Annotated in this window: 16 protein-coding genes and 1 riboswitch; of the genes, 5 read left to right on the plus strand and 11 right to left on the minus strand. The window is 49.9% G+C overall.

Annotated features, from left to right (window positions below):
* Positions 1 to 90: 90 nt before the first annotated feature.
* Positions 91 to 1212 carry an NAD(P)-binding domain-containing protein gene (locus tag SBI19_RS19020; RefSeq protein ID WP_317971118.1) on the plus strand — a complete coding sequence of 374 codons (1122 nt, stop codon included), beginning with the start codon at positions 91 to 93 and terminating at the stop codon, positions 1210 to 1212.
* Between the two features lie 63 nt (positions 1213 to 1275).
* Here SBI19_RS19020 and SBI19_RS19025 read toward each other — a convergent pair whose 3' ends face one another.
* The 6 genes from SBI19_RS19025 to SBI19_RS19050 all read right to left on the minus strand — a co-directional run bounded on the left by SBI19_RS19025 (position 1276) and on the right by SBI19_RS19050 (position 6607).
* Complete coding sequence (locus SBI19_RS19025) at positions 1276 to 2184, minus strand: alpha/beta fold hydrolase (RefSeq protein ID WP_317971058.1); 909 nt, start codon at positions 2182 to 2184, stop codon at positions 1276 to 1278.
* A 9-nt stretch (positions 2185 to 2193) separates the two neighbouring features.
* Positions 2194 to 2784 (minus strand): hypothetical protein, encoded by a 591-nt coding sequence (locus SBI19_RS19030; RefSeq protein WP_317971060.1) that lies wholly within the window; start codon positions 2782 to 2784, stop codon positions 2194 to 2196.
* A gap of 82 nt (positions 2785 to 2866) precedes the next feature.
* Entirely contained in the window at positions 2867 to 4237 is a 1371-nt protein-coding gene (locus SBI19_RS19035) for a hypothetical protein (protein ID WP_317971062.1), read from the minus strand.
* Between the two features lie 148 nt (positions 4238 to 4385).
* Positions 4386 to 5327: a methylenetetrahydrofolate reductase gene (locus SBI19_RS19040; protein WP_317971064.1), complete on the minus strand. Its 942-nt coding sequence runs from the start codon at positions 5325 to 5327 to the stop codon at positions 4386 to 4388.
* 119 nt (positions 5328 to 5446) lie between these two features.
* Positions 5447 to 5620: a hypothetical protein gene (locus SBI19_RS19045; RefSeq protein ID WP_317971066.1), complete on the minus strand. Its 174-nt coding sequence runs from the start codon at positions 5618 to 5620 to the stop codon at positions 5447 to 5449.
* A 180-nt stretch (positions 5621 to 5800) separates the two neighbouring features.
* A riboswitch (cobalamin riboswitch) is annotated at positions 5801 to 6007 on the minus strand.
* A 156-nt stretch (positions 6008 to 6163) separates the two neighbouring features.
* Complete coding sequence (locus SBI19_RS19050) at positions 6164 to 6607, minus strand: carboxymuconolactone decarboxylase family protein (protein WP_317971068.1); 444 nt, start codon at positions 6605 to 6607, stop codon at positions 6164 to 6166.
* Between the two features lie 199 nt (positions 6608 to 6806).
* Here SBI19_RS19050 and SBI19_RS19055 point away from each other — a divergent pair, with 199 nt between their 5' ends.
* The gene (locus tag SBI19_RS19055; protein ID WP_317971070.1) at positions 6807 to 7301 is read left to right on the plus strand and encodes an Rrf2 family transcriptional regulator; all 495 of its coding nucleotides are present in this window, start codon (positions 6807 to 6809) and stop codon (positions 7299 to 7301) included.
* A 63-nt stretch (positions 7302 to 7364) separates the two neighbouring features.
* On the opposite strand, the gene SBI19_RS19060 is transcribed toward SBI19_RS19055, so the two are convergent.
* Both SBI19_RS19060 and SBI19_RS19065 read right to left on the minus strand, forming a co-directional pair.
* Entirely contained in the window at positions 7365 to 7736 is a 372-nt protein-coding gene (locus tag SBI19_RS19060; RefSeq protein WP_317971072.1) for an iron chaperone, read from the minus strand.
* A gap of 110 nt (positions 7737 to 7846) precedes the next feature.
* Complete coding sequence (locus SBI19_RS19065; RefSeq protein WP_317971074.1) at positions 7847 to 8584, minus strand: SDR family oxidoreductase; 738 nt, start codon at positions 8582 to 8584, stop codon at positions 7847 to 7849.
* A 201-nt stretch (positions 8585 to 8785) separates the two neighbouring features.
* Here SBI19_RS19065 and SBI19_RS19070 point away from each other — a divergent pair, with 201 nt between their 5' ends.
* Entirely contained in the window at positions 8786 to 9700 is a 915-nt protein-coding gene (locus SBI19_RS19070; protein ID WP_317971076.1) for an AraC family transcriptional regulator N-terminal domain-containing protein, read from the plus strand.
* Between the two features lie 56 nt (positions 9701 to 9756).
* Here the strand turns inward: SBI19_RS19070 and SBI19_RS19075 are convergent, their stop codons facing one another.
* Entirely contained in the window at positions 9757 to 10443 is a 687-nt protein-coding gene (locus tag SBI19_RS19075) for a hypothetical protein (protein WP_317971078.1), read from the minus strand.
* A 127-nt stretch (positions 10444 to 10570) separates the two neighbouring features.
* On the opposite strand from SBI19_RS19075, the gene SBI19_RS19080 reads away from it, so the two are divergent.
* Positions 10571 to 11404 carry a gluconate 2-dehydrogenase subunit 3 family protein gene (locus tag SBI19_RS19080; protein ID WP_483312313.1) on the plus strand — a complete coding sequence of 278 codons (834 nt, stop codon included), beginning with the start codon at positions 10571 to 10573 and terminating at the stop codon, positions 11402 to 11404.
* A 19-nt stretch (positions 11405 to 11423) separates the two neighbouring features.
* Positions 11424 to 13139, plus strand: coding sequence for a GMC family oxidoreductase (locus SBI19_RS19085; protein ID WP_317971080.1), 1716 nt, complete (start codon positions 11424 to 11426; stop codon positions 13137 to 13139).
* An 81-nt stretch (positions 13140 to 13220) separates the two neighbouring features.
* Here the strand turns inward: SBI19_RS19085 and tatA are convergent, their stop codons facing one another.
* A complete protein-coding gene (gene tatA / locus SBI19_RS19090; RefSeq protein WP_317971082.1) occupies positions 13221 to 13424 on the minus strand; it encodes a twin-arginine translocase TatA/TatE family subunit in 204 nt (67 codons plus the stop codon).
* Positions 13425 to 13452: 28 nt separating this feature from the next.
* Positions 13453 to 14199 (minus strand): twin-arginine translocase subunit TatC, encoded by a 747-nt coding sequence (tatC, locus tag SBI19_RS19095; RefSeq protein ID WP_317971084.1) that lies wholly within the window; start codon positions 14197 to 14199, stop codon positions 13453 to 13455.
* Positions 14200 to 14313: the final 114 nt, after the last annotated feature.

Consider the following 14313-nt stretch of genomic DNA (forward strand, 5'->3'; position numbering starts at 1 on the left):
AATTCTTACTAAACCACTTATAATTCTTGGTATATTCACATTCTTAATAGAGCTGCCAAGGAGGGATTTCCAATAGTTGATCTCGTTATTATCGGGGCGGGTCCTTACGGCATATCGCTTGCCGCGCATGCCAAGGCCGCTGGACTGTCCTATGCGCTGCTCGGCAGGCCGATGCACTTCTGGAAAGAGCAGATGCCTCAGAATATGTTCATCCGCACCAATCCACTGTACATCAGTCTCTCGGACAACGAAGATAAGTGGACGATTGAACGATTCGGCGAAGAGACTAACACGCCGCTCGAAGCTCCTTTTCCCCGTCCAGCATTCGTTGAATACGGCTTCTGGTTCGCGAATAAAGCGGGCGTGGACTTTACGCCGGAATTAGCGACTGAAGTTACGCATTCCGCATCCGGATATACCGTTGTTACAGAAACAGGTAAAAGATTGATGGCCTCTCGCGTTATTGTAGCAACAGGCTTGCAGCATTTCAGCTACATACCGAAGGAACTCCGGTCTCTACCGCCTTCCTTGCTCACGCATACCTTCGGGCAAACGGAGTTCGATCGATTCAAGGGCTCTACTGTTGCCGTCATCGGAAGCGGACAAAGCGCCTGGGAAGCTGCTGCGCTGCTGCACTTGGCCGGAAGCGATGCAGAGCTGCTCTTCCGCAGCGAAGAGGTTCGTTACGCAGGTGAAGACAATACAGCCTCTGGGCTGCGTCTCATCGAATCGGCCGAACAATTTTATCGCCAACCTATTGAAGTCAAAGAAGAGCGATGGAATACGCCGAGGCGCGGCAGCGTCGCGTTATTCCTGAAGCCTTATGTAGACGGCAAGGTAAAAGCGACAGGCGGCGTCGAGATTACTCGAGCAGAAGCTCGAGATGACGGCAAGGCTTATCTTACACTCTCCAATGGCGAGACTCGGTTGGTTGATCACGTGATCAGCGCCACCGGCTATCGTATCCAATTGAATCTCCTGCCTTTCTTGGCGCCTGAACTATTAAGCGCCATCCACCGGGAACCCCAACCCTTCCAAGGCTTTCCCTTCCTAAGCGAGCATTTCGAATGCAGCATACCTGGATTGTATTTTGCCGGAACGCTGGCCAGCCACACGCATGGTCCCGCCTTCGGCTTCGTTGCCGGCATTCGCCAGTCATGTCATTCCATTATTACGCATATTGTCAGCCAGCAGGAACGAGTCAGCCGTTAGAGCCAACGCCTTGCGTGATCTAGTTCGAATATAAAAGAAGCCCGCGGCTGCCGTGGACTTCTTTTACTTCGGGCATCTCTTTAGTTGATCCATCAGATCACTGACGGCCTGGCTGACGGCATCAAGTCGGTTTATGTGAATCCAGCTATGCCCAGCATTATTAATAGCGCGATTCTCGCCATTTGATACGGACTTAGCAAATACCGTATTCAAGTGGTTTTTGAAATCGTTCAGAGCTTGCAAGTAGGAATCAGGAAGAGTTACGGCCTGCATCGGATCGATTTCTAGGGCAGTTAGGACAATCACAGGGACATCCGGCACGCTTCCGTCACGTATCATCTCTTGATAGAGCGTGCTCGACAGGTTACGTCCCTCCTGTATCATTGTCCATTGCGATCGAAGATGGCAGCCGATCAATTGCTCACGGATTGGTTTCGGCCACTCTGAAAGAGCTTGTTCGAATAAAGGTCGATAGATCCGCTTATATTGCAGCAGCACCCGAAGCGTGTTCCATATTTGCAGCGGCTTATCTCGTTTGCGTACCTTCGGAGCATGAAGCAGCCCTTCATGAGCGGGATCCAATAAGATATAGCCTGCAACCTCATCCGGATACAGCTGCGCATATCGACGCGCATAGATTGCCCCAATCGAGTGTCCAACGAACAGATAAGGTGCTGGGATATCGGCAATTTGCAATAACCGCCTTAATTCTACGACAACTTCCTCTGCACTGCGGGGAAGCCTAACGGAACTGCTCCATCCGGTCCCTGCTCGATCGTAAATCACACAAGTTGTACGTTGAGCGAGTGCTTCTTGTAAATTCCAGTAATCTAGTCCAACGAACCCGGCGCCAGGCAGGATAACAACTGCAGGTCCCCCAGATCCTGTGCGATGGAGCAGCAATTGCCGTCCTTCCACTTCGTGCAAGCGGCCGATCGGTATATTAGCGGAAGGGTCACCTGAACGATACATACTTATTACTTATTCGCCCTCTTTCTCTATGCGCTTAATAAGTTCTGCTATTCGATCGTAAGCGCGATTCAATTGATGGAACGACGCAACTAAGATGTTCGATTGTTGTTTCCGAAGCCCATTCGTAAGTATTGCCTCATCGTAGATCACCATAATCAACAGCTTGGAAAGCTTCGTATGCGGGCTTAATTGTGCATATAATTCATTCAATGCCTTGTTATCAATGAGCCTCTCGATGGCATATTGTCCGAAGGATCCGCCGAACCAAGCGTGGAACGACTGTCCGCTTTCTTCATAGCCTCGTATCCCATCATAACCTTGCCGGAACAATTTCATTAACGCAAGCCGTTCTGTTTCCACAATACCGTTGTGGTCGATCTGCGGATTCGCACACACTTTGGCCAACATTTCTTCCCAAACCTCTGCAAAGACAACCTCGAAATTGTCATCGGTCAGATGCCAGTCTTCACTATTGAGATAAGGAAATTTCAAGCTCCGTTCCTCTGGGATTGCTCTCCTATTCATCACTGCGTTCTGGATATAAATCAAATAGTTCAGTGCATAAGAAGCCTTAACTTCAATGATCAAGCCGCTTGCCACCCATCCATCACGTCCTTCCTTCTAGTATGAAACAAACAGCCGCCTTCTAATACGAGATTAGAAAGCGGCTGTTTTTCCGTCCTTAATAATTTGATAATTGCCCCTGATAATTCGTGTTCGATGACCACATATGCATGTTTTCATTCTCCCAATCGACGTAATTATCCGATTGGAGAGGTGCGTAATTGATCTTAATGGTGCCCGTGCTCACATAGGTTTGACCAACATTATTCGTAATCGTAACCTTGTAATCGAGAGCGTTCGTTTCTGCCACTGCGATTTCTCCGTATGCATAACTTTGCGGATGCCATTCGCCACCGTAGAAGTAGCTGCCATTCAGGCTTCCGGCGTTAATATTAATAGCTACCGAGCTGTTTCCGTCCGGCGTATCCGACAGATTGAGCATGAACCCTTGACTGGCATCATCCAAGCGATAGTTTGGACCTTGACTTCCATCATAGACCAAATTGGACCAGTTCTTGGAATACGTATTGCCTGTTGTTTGCCCATGAAGTTCAACTGCAATGGAGCCCCCTTGAAGGATTCCGCCAGTAACGCGTGCATCGAACACAAAAGCTTCGCTTTGCGAATAAACATCCTCGCCTTCAACGAAAATGCCATCTCTAAGCTTCACAACATGATGTTCGGACGCAGCGGAACAGAAGTATTGGGAGTTATACATAGGAATTGGCAACGTGCTAACGGAAGGCTCGACATGCACCTTCACGTAGGTCAGATCATTGGAGAAATCAGACTGCGCAATGTCCGTCTTTATAATACGAACCGCGAGCGTATAATCGCCAGGCTCATGGAGCTGTGCCGAGAATGCCGCAGGTACAGTCTTCCCAGGTCCTACCGTAATCTCATTATAGGTTGCCAGCACTTGATCGCCGTTCAGCAGATCAACTCGACCTGTTACACCGGACTGACCGCTTAACTCCTTCAATTCCACCTTAACCGTGAACGGCTCGTCTGCATTCACAACAGACGGGGCAGCGGCGTTAATGACGGTCAGATCTGGACGAACTTTGACTGGAGCTGCAGCTTCGAGCGTATAAGTCTTTGGATTTTTTTTCGTATCTCTCGGCACCGGTATCGAAGCTTCTACATGAACCTTGCTTACCTGCCTGCCCTTCTTATCGAGCTGCAGCTTTAACGTTTCGTAGATGGACAGCTTCTCTGTTGAATCATAGCTCTGCGTGAACAACTTTTTGTCCGACGCATCGTATGCCGTCAGATCCAGCGAATGGATACCGCTTGGGGGAGCTGCTGCTGGGTCAACTGCATAAGCATGGACCGTAACTTCGGTAACGCCGTTCGCTGTCCAAGCTTGGATTTCCAAGCCGTACGGATTGGCATCACCTTTCTCTTTCTTTTCTGCGAATGCTGTCGGTACCGAGATCGAGAATAATAGCAGGATCATGATGAGTGATTGTAGTGAAATACGTTTCAACCGCACAACCTCCCTTTTATTTGACAACATTCCAAATATATCAACAAACTATCGATTTGTGTATAAATTTTACATAAACCTTAGATCATGCTCTCTGATGCACAAAATAAAAACAGCCGATCATCCTGATCGGCTGTCCCCCTATTCACTACCGTGCAATTTCGACAAGCCGCTTCTTATCGATCAGCGACTTGATGTCGTTCAACATTTGGATCGAGGCTTCGATCTCGACCTTGCGGGTCGATACGCTTTCGATGCTGCAGCCGACCGGAATGCCTTTCTCAAGGCCGAACTCAAGCAGCTCCTCGAAGATCTTATTCGTCAGCTGGATCGACTTATCGAGTACGTCCGACGAATATTTGAGCTCGTTCTCCAGCCAGCGAGGAATGCTGATGCCAAGCCACTTCATGAACTCGAGCGTCTTCGTCGAGCCGCATGGCGCCAGATTGAACAAGATGGGCACCATGCCGATCTCGAGCTCGTTGCAGTAGTGGTAGTAATCGGATAAGAAGCTCTTCGATGCTTCTACGTTGAACGTTGCTTGCGAGACGAAGAAGCTGCACCCCTGCTTCATTTTGTTCACGACACGTTTATGTTCATCATTCTTCTTCGAATGACGCTCTGGAATAATAACGCCACCGAATGTGAGACTGCTGTTATGCAGGCTGCTCAGCTTATACGCATCTGTCAGCTCAAGCGTTACTTGCTGTTGGCTTGAGGATGCGCCGACGAACACGCTGAAGCGTTCTTGGGCGCTGCTCTTCGTCAGCCAATTCGTCAGTTCGGTTTCCGAGTATTTGCCAACGCAGCGGTAGATGATCTTCGGAACGTCGAGTTCGTGGAGATACTGCTCGCTGTACGTTTCGGGATCGAGCATGGCCATGTAAGGGAAAGGCCGCTCCTCTTCGATCCGATCGGATTCCTCTTGGACGTCATATAGAATCAATGCGTCTATGTCAACGTTCTTCAACCGTTCAATCTGTTTTTGCGAGATTTCAGCGATTTTCTCAGCCGTATTCGACGCTTTCGGCGGCGTCATTCCGTATGTGATGATTCCTGCTTTTTTGTTCAATATCGATTCTCTAAGCATTTGATCCCATCCTCAGACGATTGTTAGCACGATGTGAATATTTATTCAGATAGCTCAATATATATTCGCACATTTTATTCATAATTGCTATCCTTAATTTCAATAAATCCGATGAAAGATTATCGAAGCAGCTTATCCATCAGTTCCTGCCATCGCGCTTGCGTGCTTGGGGACGTATACGCCAGATGATGGAGCAAGCTTGTATAAGCATCGACATTCAAGTTCGTAATGACTCCGATCATGTGCTGCTCGTCTTCCACATGGGACAATAAATGAATGATTTCGTGCCGCATGCATGGAGCCCTCCCTTATATCCGCTTGTCGCTGCGATATTCAAATCGAACACTCTATTACTCTTCTAACGACAAAAAGACGTCTTCCCCTGTAACTAATGCATAGGGAAAGACGCCTTCATAACCATGATGGATCATGATGATGAGTCGTCTAACACCTCCCTATCTCCCGTAGGTACAGCAGTGTCGTCAGAACAGGCAGGTCTCCTGGCTTCGGAATCGTTGCGCGGCAGCTGCCTTCCCGATCAAGTCTGACCAGTGGCGACGCATATGCTGCCTGCTCCTCCGTTACAGTGGCGGGACCGCGTCGGCATTGCACCGAACTTCCCTTTTAATCCGACAGACAAGCAAGCTTGCCGATCGGACACCTGTTCTCGATTGTATGAAATTGGGTTTATCTAAGTAGATCTATCATAATAGACATTACTTCGCGAGACAAGAGCGAGAGCGACCTCCGGCATATAACTCATACTACCTCAATATTTCGAGCGAAACAGTGAAACCCCGCACATCTTCATGTACGGGGTTTTCGCTGTGTGAACGTTAGGCTTTCGCTGGGAACATTCCCGTGGAGATCGCAATACGGTTCCAAGCGTTGATCGTATTAATCGCCATAATGATCGTTACATATTCGGCTTCATCGACGTGCGCGCGCACTCTGTCATACAGATCCTGCGGTACGCCTTGCTCCGAAATACGAGTTACAGCCTCCGTCAGTTCGAGCACAACCTTTTCTTTATCCGTATAGACAGGTGACTCCCGCCACACGCTTACGAGTGCAATACGCTGCTCCGTCTCGCCCATCTTCCGCGTTTCGCGTGTGTGCATATCCAGACAAAACGCGCAGCCGTTAATTTGCGATGCTCGGATCTTAATGAGCTCATACAGAATAGGATCAAGACCTGCCGTCTGAATAAAACCTTCCAGCTTCAACATCGTTTGCATGGCGCCTGGGTTTGCTTTGGTGTGATCGAATCGAATGTTCATCTTGTTGTTCCTCCAATGATCATATTGTGGATTCATGATTACGATTTTATCGTCGACAATGTTTATCGTCGATTAACTATGTCCATAATATAACGCAAAGAATCGCTCATGTCAATTCGAATCGTGTTTGTTTGACAAGGATATTGAATCCACCTAAGATGATTTATAACAATCTTGATGACTAGAAAGCAGGTGCTGCATGCAGTATAGTATTGGCGTTGAATATGGACTGCATTGCTTGGTATATTTGATCGATCTTCCTCCCGATGCTTCAATCGGAATCAAGGAACTATCCGCTTTTCAAGGCGTCTCCGAAACCTATCTATCGAAAATCTTCGGCAAACTGTCGAAAGCTGGCATTGTACGTTCTGTCCCTGGCGTGAAAGGCGGTTATCGATTAGCGAAGGCACCTCAAGAGATTTCGTTCTGGGACGTCGTTGAAGCTGTCGAGGGCAAGTCCCCGATCTTTCAGTGCAAGAACATTAAAGATAACAGCTACCTGTGCCGTGACGAGGAGTATGCGGCATGCTCCAAAGCTTCTCCATGTTTGATCAACCTAACCATGCGCGAAGCAGAAGAAAGCATGCGGAACGTCCTGCGCAACAAGTCGCTTACGTGGCTGAACGAAGAGCTGGATCGGGTATTAACGCCTGAGTCGCGTCAAGAAACACGAGAATATTTTGCAAGCAGATAGCATCATGTGCATATGAAGATAAAAAAGGCAGCCGTTCTTATGGGAACGGCTGCCTTCATGTTTCTACTTGCGCCAGAAAGTCTTACAATCTGCTTTATCTTCGATGTTGAATTCGATCAATTGAGCCAACAAATCGTAATCAACGGGTTTGTCCCATTTGAAACGAATAAGCTGGTCCGTGCGGTCAACGCCCGCCTGCGCGAGCTGATCCGCAAAGTGAATCATGGTTGCCCGCTCAGGGGCAGCGGCGATATGATGCTTAGCGACACTGAACCCGATGATGAACGTCTCATGATCCGTAAACATCGGCTGGTTCCATGCGATCTTCGGCACTAGCTGGGGATACTTCTCGGCAACCCAATTCAATACCGTCTCCATTCGTTCCCGGTGCTGCGGGTGCTCGATGCGAGCTGTAAATTCCGCGAATGTTTCCATGAAGATTTGTTGTGCCTCCCTTATACTCGTTATTCAGCATCAAGGATTATACCGATTGGTTCAAACTTCCTTCATACTATACCACAAATATAGGGACACACATGTACCGCTTAATTGAATCCGCCGTTCACGCGGATCGTCTGCCCCGTGATCCACCGCGCCTTGTCACTTACGAGAAGATCGATCGCATTTGCGATATCTTCTGGTTCGCCTAGCCGGCCGAATGCATTCATTCGACGGAAAGAATCGACTAACTCCGGTGATTTGCCGCTCAGGAACAGCTCCGTCGACACTTGGCCAGGAGCAATGCAGTTGATTGTAATGTTCTTAGGACCGAACTCCTTCGCCAGCTGTCGAGTCAGCTGCTCGACTGCACCTTTGGTCGCTCCGTATACGCTATACGTCGGAAGCATGGCCCCGGATACGGAGGTGGAGAAGTTGATGATCGTCCCTCCTGCTTCCATGTGCTTCATGGCTTGCTGGCAAGCGAAATAAGTGCCTTTCACATTGATGGCAAATTGCCGATCGAACTCTTCCTCCGTCACATCTGCGATCGATGAGCATTTCATAATGCCTGCATTATTGACGAGTATGTCAATGCGCCCGAATCGCTCCAGTGTCTCTGCGAATAGAGCCTCGATCTCGCTGACGCGGCTCACATCAGCCCGGATGGCAGTTGACTGACCGCCTGCCTTCGTAATCAATTGAACAACCTCATCTGCCTTCTCTGGATTCGAGGCATAATTGACGACCACCTTCGCGCCGGATTGTGCAAGCTGGATTGCGATTTGGCGGCCAATACCGCGGGATGCACCTGTTACGATTGCTACTTGACCATTCAAACTCATCGTTCGCCACTCCTCTATTCATTGATCTCGCAGATCATCTTGTTCGTGGATCTGACTGCGACTTTATATTGTGATTATAGAGGGCGATGGGAATAATCGGTTAGATCATACCTATTCAATCCTTGCCTAATTCTCTTCATAATCGTTATGATCGAAGTACCGCGATATCCATTCCGTGAATGCTCGAAAGGACTGTCAAACATGAGTGATTCCGTTCGAATCGAACAAGCTATGAAACAGCTAACAGCCTTAATATTGCGCCATGCACCAGCGACTGGCACCCACCAGACAGCTGTTCCCCATTTGACATTGATGCATGCGACAGGTATGTCCGAACCGCTGGGGTCCGTCTATAAACCGTCTATCTGCGTCGTAGCTCAAGGGGCGAAGATGTCCACCCTCGCCGATGAGTCGTACCGATATGATCCGTCTACTTATGTCGTCACCTCCGTAGAGCTGCCTGTCATCAGCAAGGTAATTGAGGCTTCCCCTGCGGTCCCATACTTGAGCTTGAAGCTCAGCTTCGATATCGATATCATTCTAGACCTCGTACACGCGATGGACCAGCCTATACAGTCACCTGTGAATCCAACAAGGGGCATTATGTTGAATCGAACGTCACCTGAACTGCTTGAAGCCATCGTCCGGCTCCTACAGCTATTGGATCGACCGATTGATATTCCGATCTTATCGCCGCTCATCATCCGCGAGATTCTATACCGCGTCCTGCAAGGCGGACAAGGTGGTCTCATCCAACAATTCGCTGTTCTCGGCAGCCAAGCGCATAGCATTGCGACAGCCATTCGGCAGATCGTCCGGCAATATGACGAGCCGCTCGAGATTGAACAGCTTGCCAAATCGGTCAATATGAGCACATCTGCCTTTCATAAGCATTTCAAGCGCGTGACGGCGATGAGCCCCTTGCAATATCAGAAGACGATAAGATTGCAGAATGCCCGGCACTTGATGCTGGCTGAATCCTTTCACGCATCTGATGCAGCCTTCCGAGTCGGCTATGAGAGCCCATCTCAATTCAGCCGCGAATATGCACGAATGTACGGACGTCCGCCTATGCTGGACATTCAAGAGCTTCGCAATTCAGTCACGAGCTCCTAAGACAGAGAAAGAGCATCTGCCCATCGGCTCAGCAGCCGTAGGCAGATGCTCTTCTTCTATTTGTTACCACTGCGCTCAACGATCTGCAGCAGCGTCTGGAATTCGCCTGCGATCTTCGCCGGGGACAGCTTGTCCGCCGTGGCATCTGTCCGAATTTGCTCAATCAATTGGACCGCCTTGGCGCTTTCCACTGTCAGCACCTTTACTTTGCCGCCCATGAAATTCTGGATTTGCTTCGACGCAAGCGTCAGATTATCGTGGCTGGATGTATCGGTTCCCTTCATGCCGCCTAACCCTTCACCCGGCGTAACGCCAGTCCCCGATGATCCCTCCGTCGGGCTGAGCAGCTTCTGCTGCACCTCGTCGTATTGGGAAGCGCTCGACACCTTCTTGGCGGTTGCCAGCACAACCGTATCATCGAATACAAACACACGAACATCGGAGATGCCCACACCGCTAAGCCTCGATTCCAGATGAGCGGAGAATCCGGTGGAATGCAGGCCTGAGCTGCCGATCATGCTGTACACGGTCGTGCCCATCCCATTCGTTGTTGTTCCATTACGGTTCGTGGTCATCGTCTTCATACCGTCATGGGATGGGATGATATCCGGATTTCTTACGGCGGACTCATGAACACCACGCTCGGTATGTATGCCAACGTTATCCCCTGTACTTGCACATCCGTATAGAAGCAATAATGCTCCTAATGCTGCTATTACCGTTGTCATCGATTTCATTCTCATCTCTTAATCCTCCCTGCTTGAGGCTTGTTGCTGTCGTTAGCATCTCCTTGCTGCTGAAATGAATATTCATGTTTGGTTGGAAAATAATAAACGTGCGACTAGGAATTACATTTCAGGAGGGAATGTGATGATGCCAACCGATCAAGATCGCTTGCATGAAGAGACAGACCGTTCGAATGACACGAGAACACAAGAAGCTGAGCAAGCCGTTCACAGCAGCTCCCGTCGTAAATTTCTGAAGACGACAGGTTATGCGCTTGGCGGCCTTGTCGTCGGCGGCGCATTAAGCACCATTATCGGGTGCAACACGAAAGATTCAACGGAAGATACAACGGACAAGACACCTACGGATACGGGCGCTGCCGCCAATGAAGTGAAGAACTATAACCGAGCTCTCATGTTCTTCACGCAAGAGCAGTACCGAATCGTAGAAAGCGCCGCAGAGCGCATTTTCCCAGAGGATGATAATGGTCCAGGCGCCACAGCTCTCGGCGTTGCCTTCTTCATTGACCATCAGCTTGCCGGTGATTATGGGTTCAACGGCAGGGACTATATGAGTCCTCCGTTCTATGCCGGCGAGAAAGAGCAAGGGTACCAAGGCCGTCTGAAGCGGCGCGAGATTTATGAGATCGGCATTCGCGAGCTCGACAATTACAGCAACTCGAAGTATCAGAAGGGCTTCACGTCATTGGCACCTGAAGAGATGGATGCTGTGCTCAAGGACTTCGAGTCCGATACGGCGAAGCTGACGACGATTTCGGCAAGCGCTTTTTTCAAAATGCTGCGGACGAACACGCTCGAAGGCGCATACAGCGATCCGCTGTACGGCGGCAACGCGAATATGAATGGCTGGCGCATGCGGGGCTATCCAGGAAACCAAATGAGCTACACTGCAACGATCGATAAGGGGTATACGCCAATCGAGCCGAGCAGCCTGCAGGATCATATGGCGGCACATTAGCAGATTAAGGAGACGGGTTATGGCAAAAACATTACCGAAAACCGATGTCGTCATTGCCGGCGTAGGCTGGGCGGGCGGTATTATTGCAGCGGAACTGACGAAGGCAGGGCTTAACGTCGTTGGTCTCGAGCGCGGCAAGGAACGGAAGACAGAAGATTATTTCATGGTGCATGACGAGCTTCGATATGCGCTGCGTTATGAATTATTCCAAGATTTGTCCAAGGAAACGATCACTTTCCGCAGCAATGAGAAGATACGCGCGCTGCCTATGCGCTCGTATGGCTCCTTCCTGCTCGGAACCGGCCTTGGCGGTTCTGGAGTTCACTGGAATGGACATACGTATCGTTTTCTGCCGTACGACTTCCAGATCAAGAGCAAGACGATTGAACGTTATGGCAAAAATAAACTGCCCGCTGGCATGTCGATCCAAGACTGGGGCATCACATACGACCAGTTAGAGCCGTATTACGACAAATTCGAGAAGACGGCGGGAATATCCGGCGAGACGAACCCGCTCGGCGGCAAACGCAGCGCCGACTATCCGACGCCTCCGATGAAGAAGTCCCCTGCTCTTCAGAAGTTCTCGGACGCCGCAACACGCATGAAGCTCCATCCTTATATGATGCCTTCGGCCAATCTGTCGCAGACGTATACGAATCCGGATGGAATCGCGCGTGCGGCGTGCCAATATTGCGGCTATTGCGAGCGGTTCGGCTGCGAATACGGTGCCAAGGCCGATCCGGTTGTCACCGTTATTCCCGTAGCGAACAAAACGGGCAAATTTGAAATTAGAAGCCACTCCGATGTGAGACGCATCATACATAAGGGCGGCAAAGCAACCGGTGTCATGTACATCGATGTGACGACTGGCGAAGAGATTATTCAGCCCGCAGATATCGTCGTCGCAGCCAGCTATGTGTTCAACAATACACGGCTGCTCCTATTGTCTGGACTGGGCAAGGCGTATGACCCTTCGACTGGCAGCGGCGCGATCGGCAAAAACTATGCGTATCAGGTGATCAAAGGAAGCGCGGCAGGTTTCTTCGAGAAGGAACAGTTCAATACGTACGCCGGTGCAGGTGCGCTAGGTGTATCGATCGATGACTACAATGGCGATAACTTCGACCATAGCAATCTGAATTTCATCCATGGCGGCGTTATTACATTGACCCAATCCGGAGCGCGGCCGATTCAGAACAATCCGGTGCCTTCCGGTACGGCATCTTGGGGTTCTGAGTTCAAAGCCAACTCGCTCAAATATGCGAATCGCACGCTCAGCATTGGCGCGCAAGGCTCGTCGATGTCATACAAGCATCATTACATGGACCTTGATCCGACCTATAAGGATGCTTACGGCGATCCGCTCATTCGGATTACGTTCGACTTCGAAGATCAAGATCGTGAGCTGGCCAAATATTTGGCGTTGAAGTGCTCCGAGATTATGAAGGAAATGGGCGCTGATCACGTCGATTACTTGAAGGATCTCGGTCCTTACGAGATTATGACGTATCAGTCTACTCATAATACCGGCGGCGTCATTATGGGAGCAGATGCTGGCGATTCAGCGATCAACAATTTCAGCCAGATGTGGGACGCTGAGAATGTGTTTGTCGTAGGGGCTAGTTCTTTCCCGCAAAATGCAGGCTACAACCCGACCGATACGGTTGGCGCACTCGCCTATCGGGCTGCTGAAGGCATTTTGAAATATCACGGCAAAGGCGGCATGCTCGTCTGATGCAATCCATGAAGAAGGGCCTTATCTCATCGATAAGGCCCTTCTTGTTTGATTAGCGTAATGCAGGTTCCCTAGTTGTAATTACAGCAGCTTCTGAGAATCCTTCTTCTCTTGCTCAATCGAGGTCTGCGTGTCTTCTTCTACGATGCCTCGCGTCGAGCTGCGGAATTCGCGCAGCGTATCGCCGAATGCCCGGCCGAGCATCGGCAGCTTGGAAGGTCCGAAGACGATCAGCGCGATCAGCAGGATAATGACTAGCCCGGAAACACCGATATTATTGAACATGTAGATTCTCCTTTACGATACTGTTTGGTTATGCTGGATCTGGATTTGGATCGGAATATGGGAATGCGGCTTGACGCCGCGCGTACCTTTTGGAGAAGAGTACGCTAATCTCGAACAACACCAGCAGCGGGATCGTGACAGACAGATGGGAGACGAAATCCGGCGGCGATATGCAAGCGCCTACTACTGCTAAGCCTACATAAGCGTATTTGCGCGAGACATTCATCCTCTCCGGCGTAAGCAAGCCGAGACGTGTTAAGAACAGCATCACGAGCGGCATCTCGAATGCTACGCCGAGCGGGAATACGACGCTGAACATAAACACGAAATATTTGTCGATCCCGTACGTCTCTGTCGCTCCGATCGTCTGATTCATCTTCACCATAAAACGCAGCATCATCGGGAACACGACCCAGTAGCTGAACGATACGCCTCCAAGGAACAATAGGAACGACACAGGCACATACGCCAGCGTCCCTTTCGCCTCTCTTGGCGTCAGACCAGGCCTAACGAATGCCCAAGCTTGGTATAGCAGCACGGGCAATGTGAACAGCATGGCGATCAGAAACGCGCATCGCAGGTAAATGAACAGTCCGTCCGTGAAGGAGAACACATTCCACTGAACGTCTGCCGCAGACGTACTCTTGATGTACTGCAGGATTCGGGGCGACCCGTAGAGTCCGCCGCACATCGACACAAGGAAGCAGCTGAACACAATGAGCAGTCTTCGCCTTAGCTCCGTTAAGTGCCTCACGACATCCTCGTTTATGTCCAATCGCGATCACCTCGATTCACCGGCTTCGCCTGTTATTATTTTCAAAACCCATGTTTAGATTGTCCAGCTTATGCCTCGTTATGCGTTATGTATTTGGATATCCGAATATGGAGC

The organism is Paenibacillus sp. CCS19 (assembly GCF_033239625.1).
GTDB lineage: Bacteria > Bacillota > Bacilli > Paenibacillales > Paenibacillaceae > Paenibacillus_T.

What these genes read in the sequence shown, in the direction of transcription:
- tatA (WP_317971082.1), bottom strand. Translation starts at nt 13,424, where the DNA reads ATGTTCAATAATATCGGTGTTTCCGGGCTAGTCATTATCCTGCTGATC.
- SBI19_RS19070 (WP_317971076.1), top strand. Translation starts at nt 8,786, where the DNA reads ATGAGTGATTCCGTTCGAATCGAACAAGCTATGAAACAGCTAACAGCC.
- SBI19_RS19050 (WP_317971068.1), bottom strand. Translation starts at nt 6,607, where the DNA reads ATGAACATTCGATTCGATCACACCAAAGCAAACCCAGGCGCCATGCAA.
- SBI19_RS19045 (WP_317971066.1), bottom strand. Translation starts at nt 5,620, where the DNA reads ATGCGGCACGAAATCATTCATTTATTGTCCCATGTGGAAGACGAGCAG.
- SBI19_RS19080 (WP_483312313.1), top strand. Translation starts at nt 10,571, where the DNA reads ATGATGCCAACCGATCAAGATCGCTTGCATGAAGAGACAGACCGTTCG.
- SBI19_RS19025 (WP_317971058.1), bottom strand. Translation starts at nt 2,184, where the DNA reads ATGTATCGTTCAGGTGACCCTTCCGCTAATATACCGATCGGCCGCTTG.
- SBI19_RS19040 (WP_317971064.1), bottom strand. Translation starts at nt 5,327, where the DNA reads ATGCTTAGAGAATCGATATTGAACAAAAAAGCAGGAATCATCACATAC.
- SBI19_RS19075 (WP_317971078.1), bottom strand. Translation starts at nt 10,443, where the DNA reads ATGAGAATGAAATCGATGACAACGGTAATAGCAGCATTAGGAGCATTA.
- SBI19_RS19065 (WP_317971074.1), bottom strand. Translation starts at nt 8,584, where the DNA reads ATGAGTTTGAATGGTCAAGTAGCAATCGTAACAGGTGCATCCCGCGGT.
- SBI19_RS19055 (WP_317971070.1), top strand. Translation starts at nt 6,807, where the DNA reads ATGCAGTATAGTATTGGCGTTGAATATGGACTGCATTGCTTGGTATAT.
- SBI19_RS19085 (WP_317971080.1), top strand. Translation starts at nt 11,424, where the DNA reads ATGGCAAAAACATTACCGAAAACCGATGTCGTCATTGCCGGCGTAGGC.
- SBI19_RS19060 (WP_317971072.1), bottom strand. Translation starts at nt 7,736, where the DNA reads ATGGAAACATTCGCGGAATTTACAGCTCGCATCGAGCACCCGCAGCAC.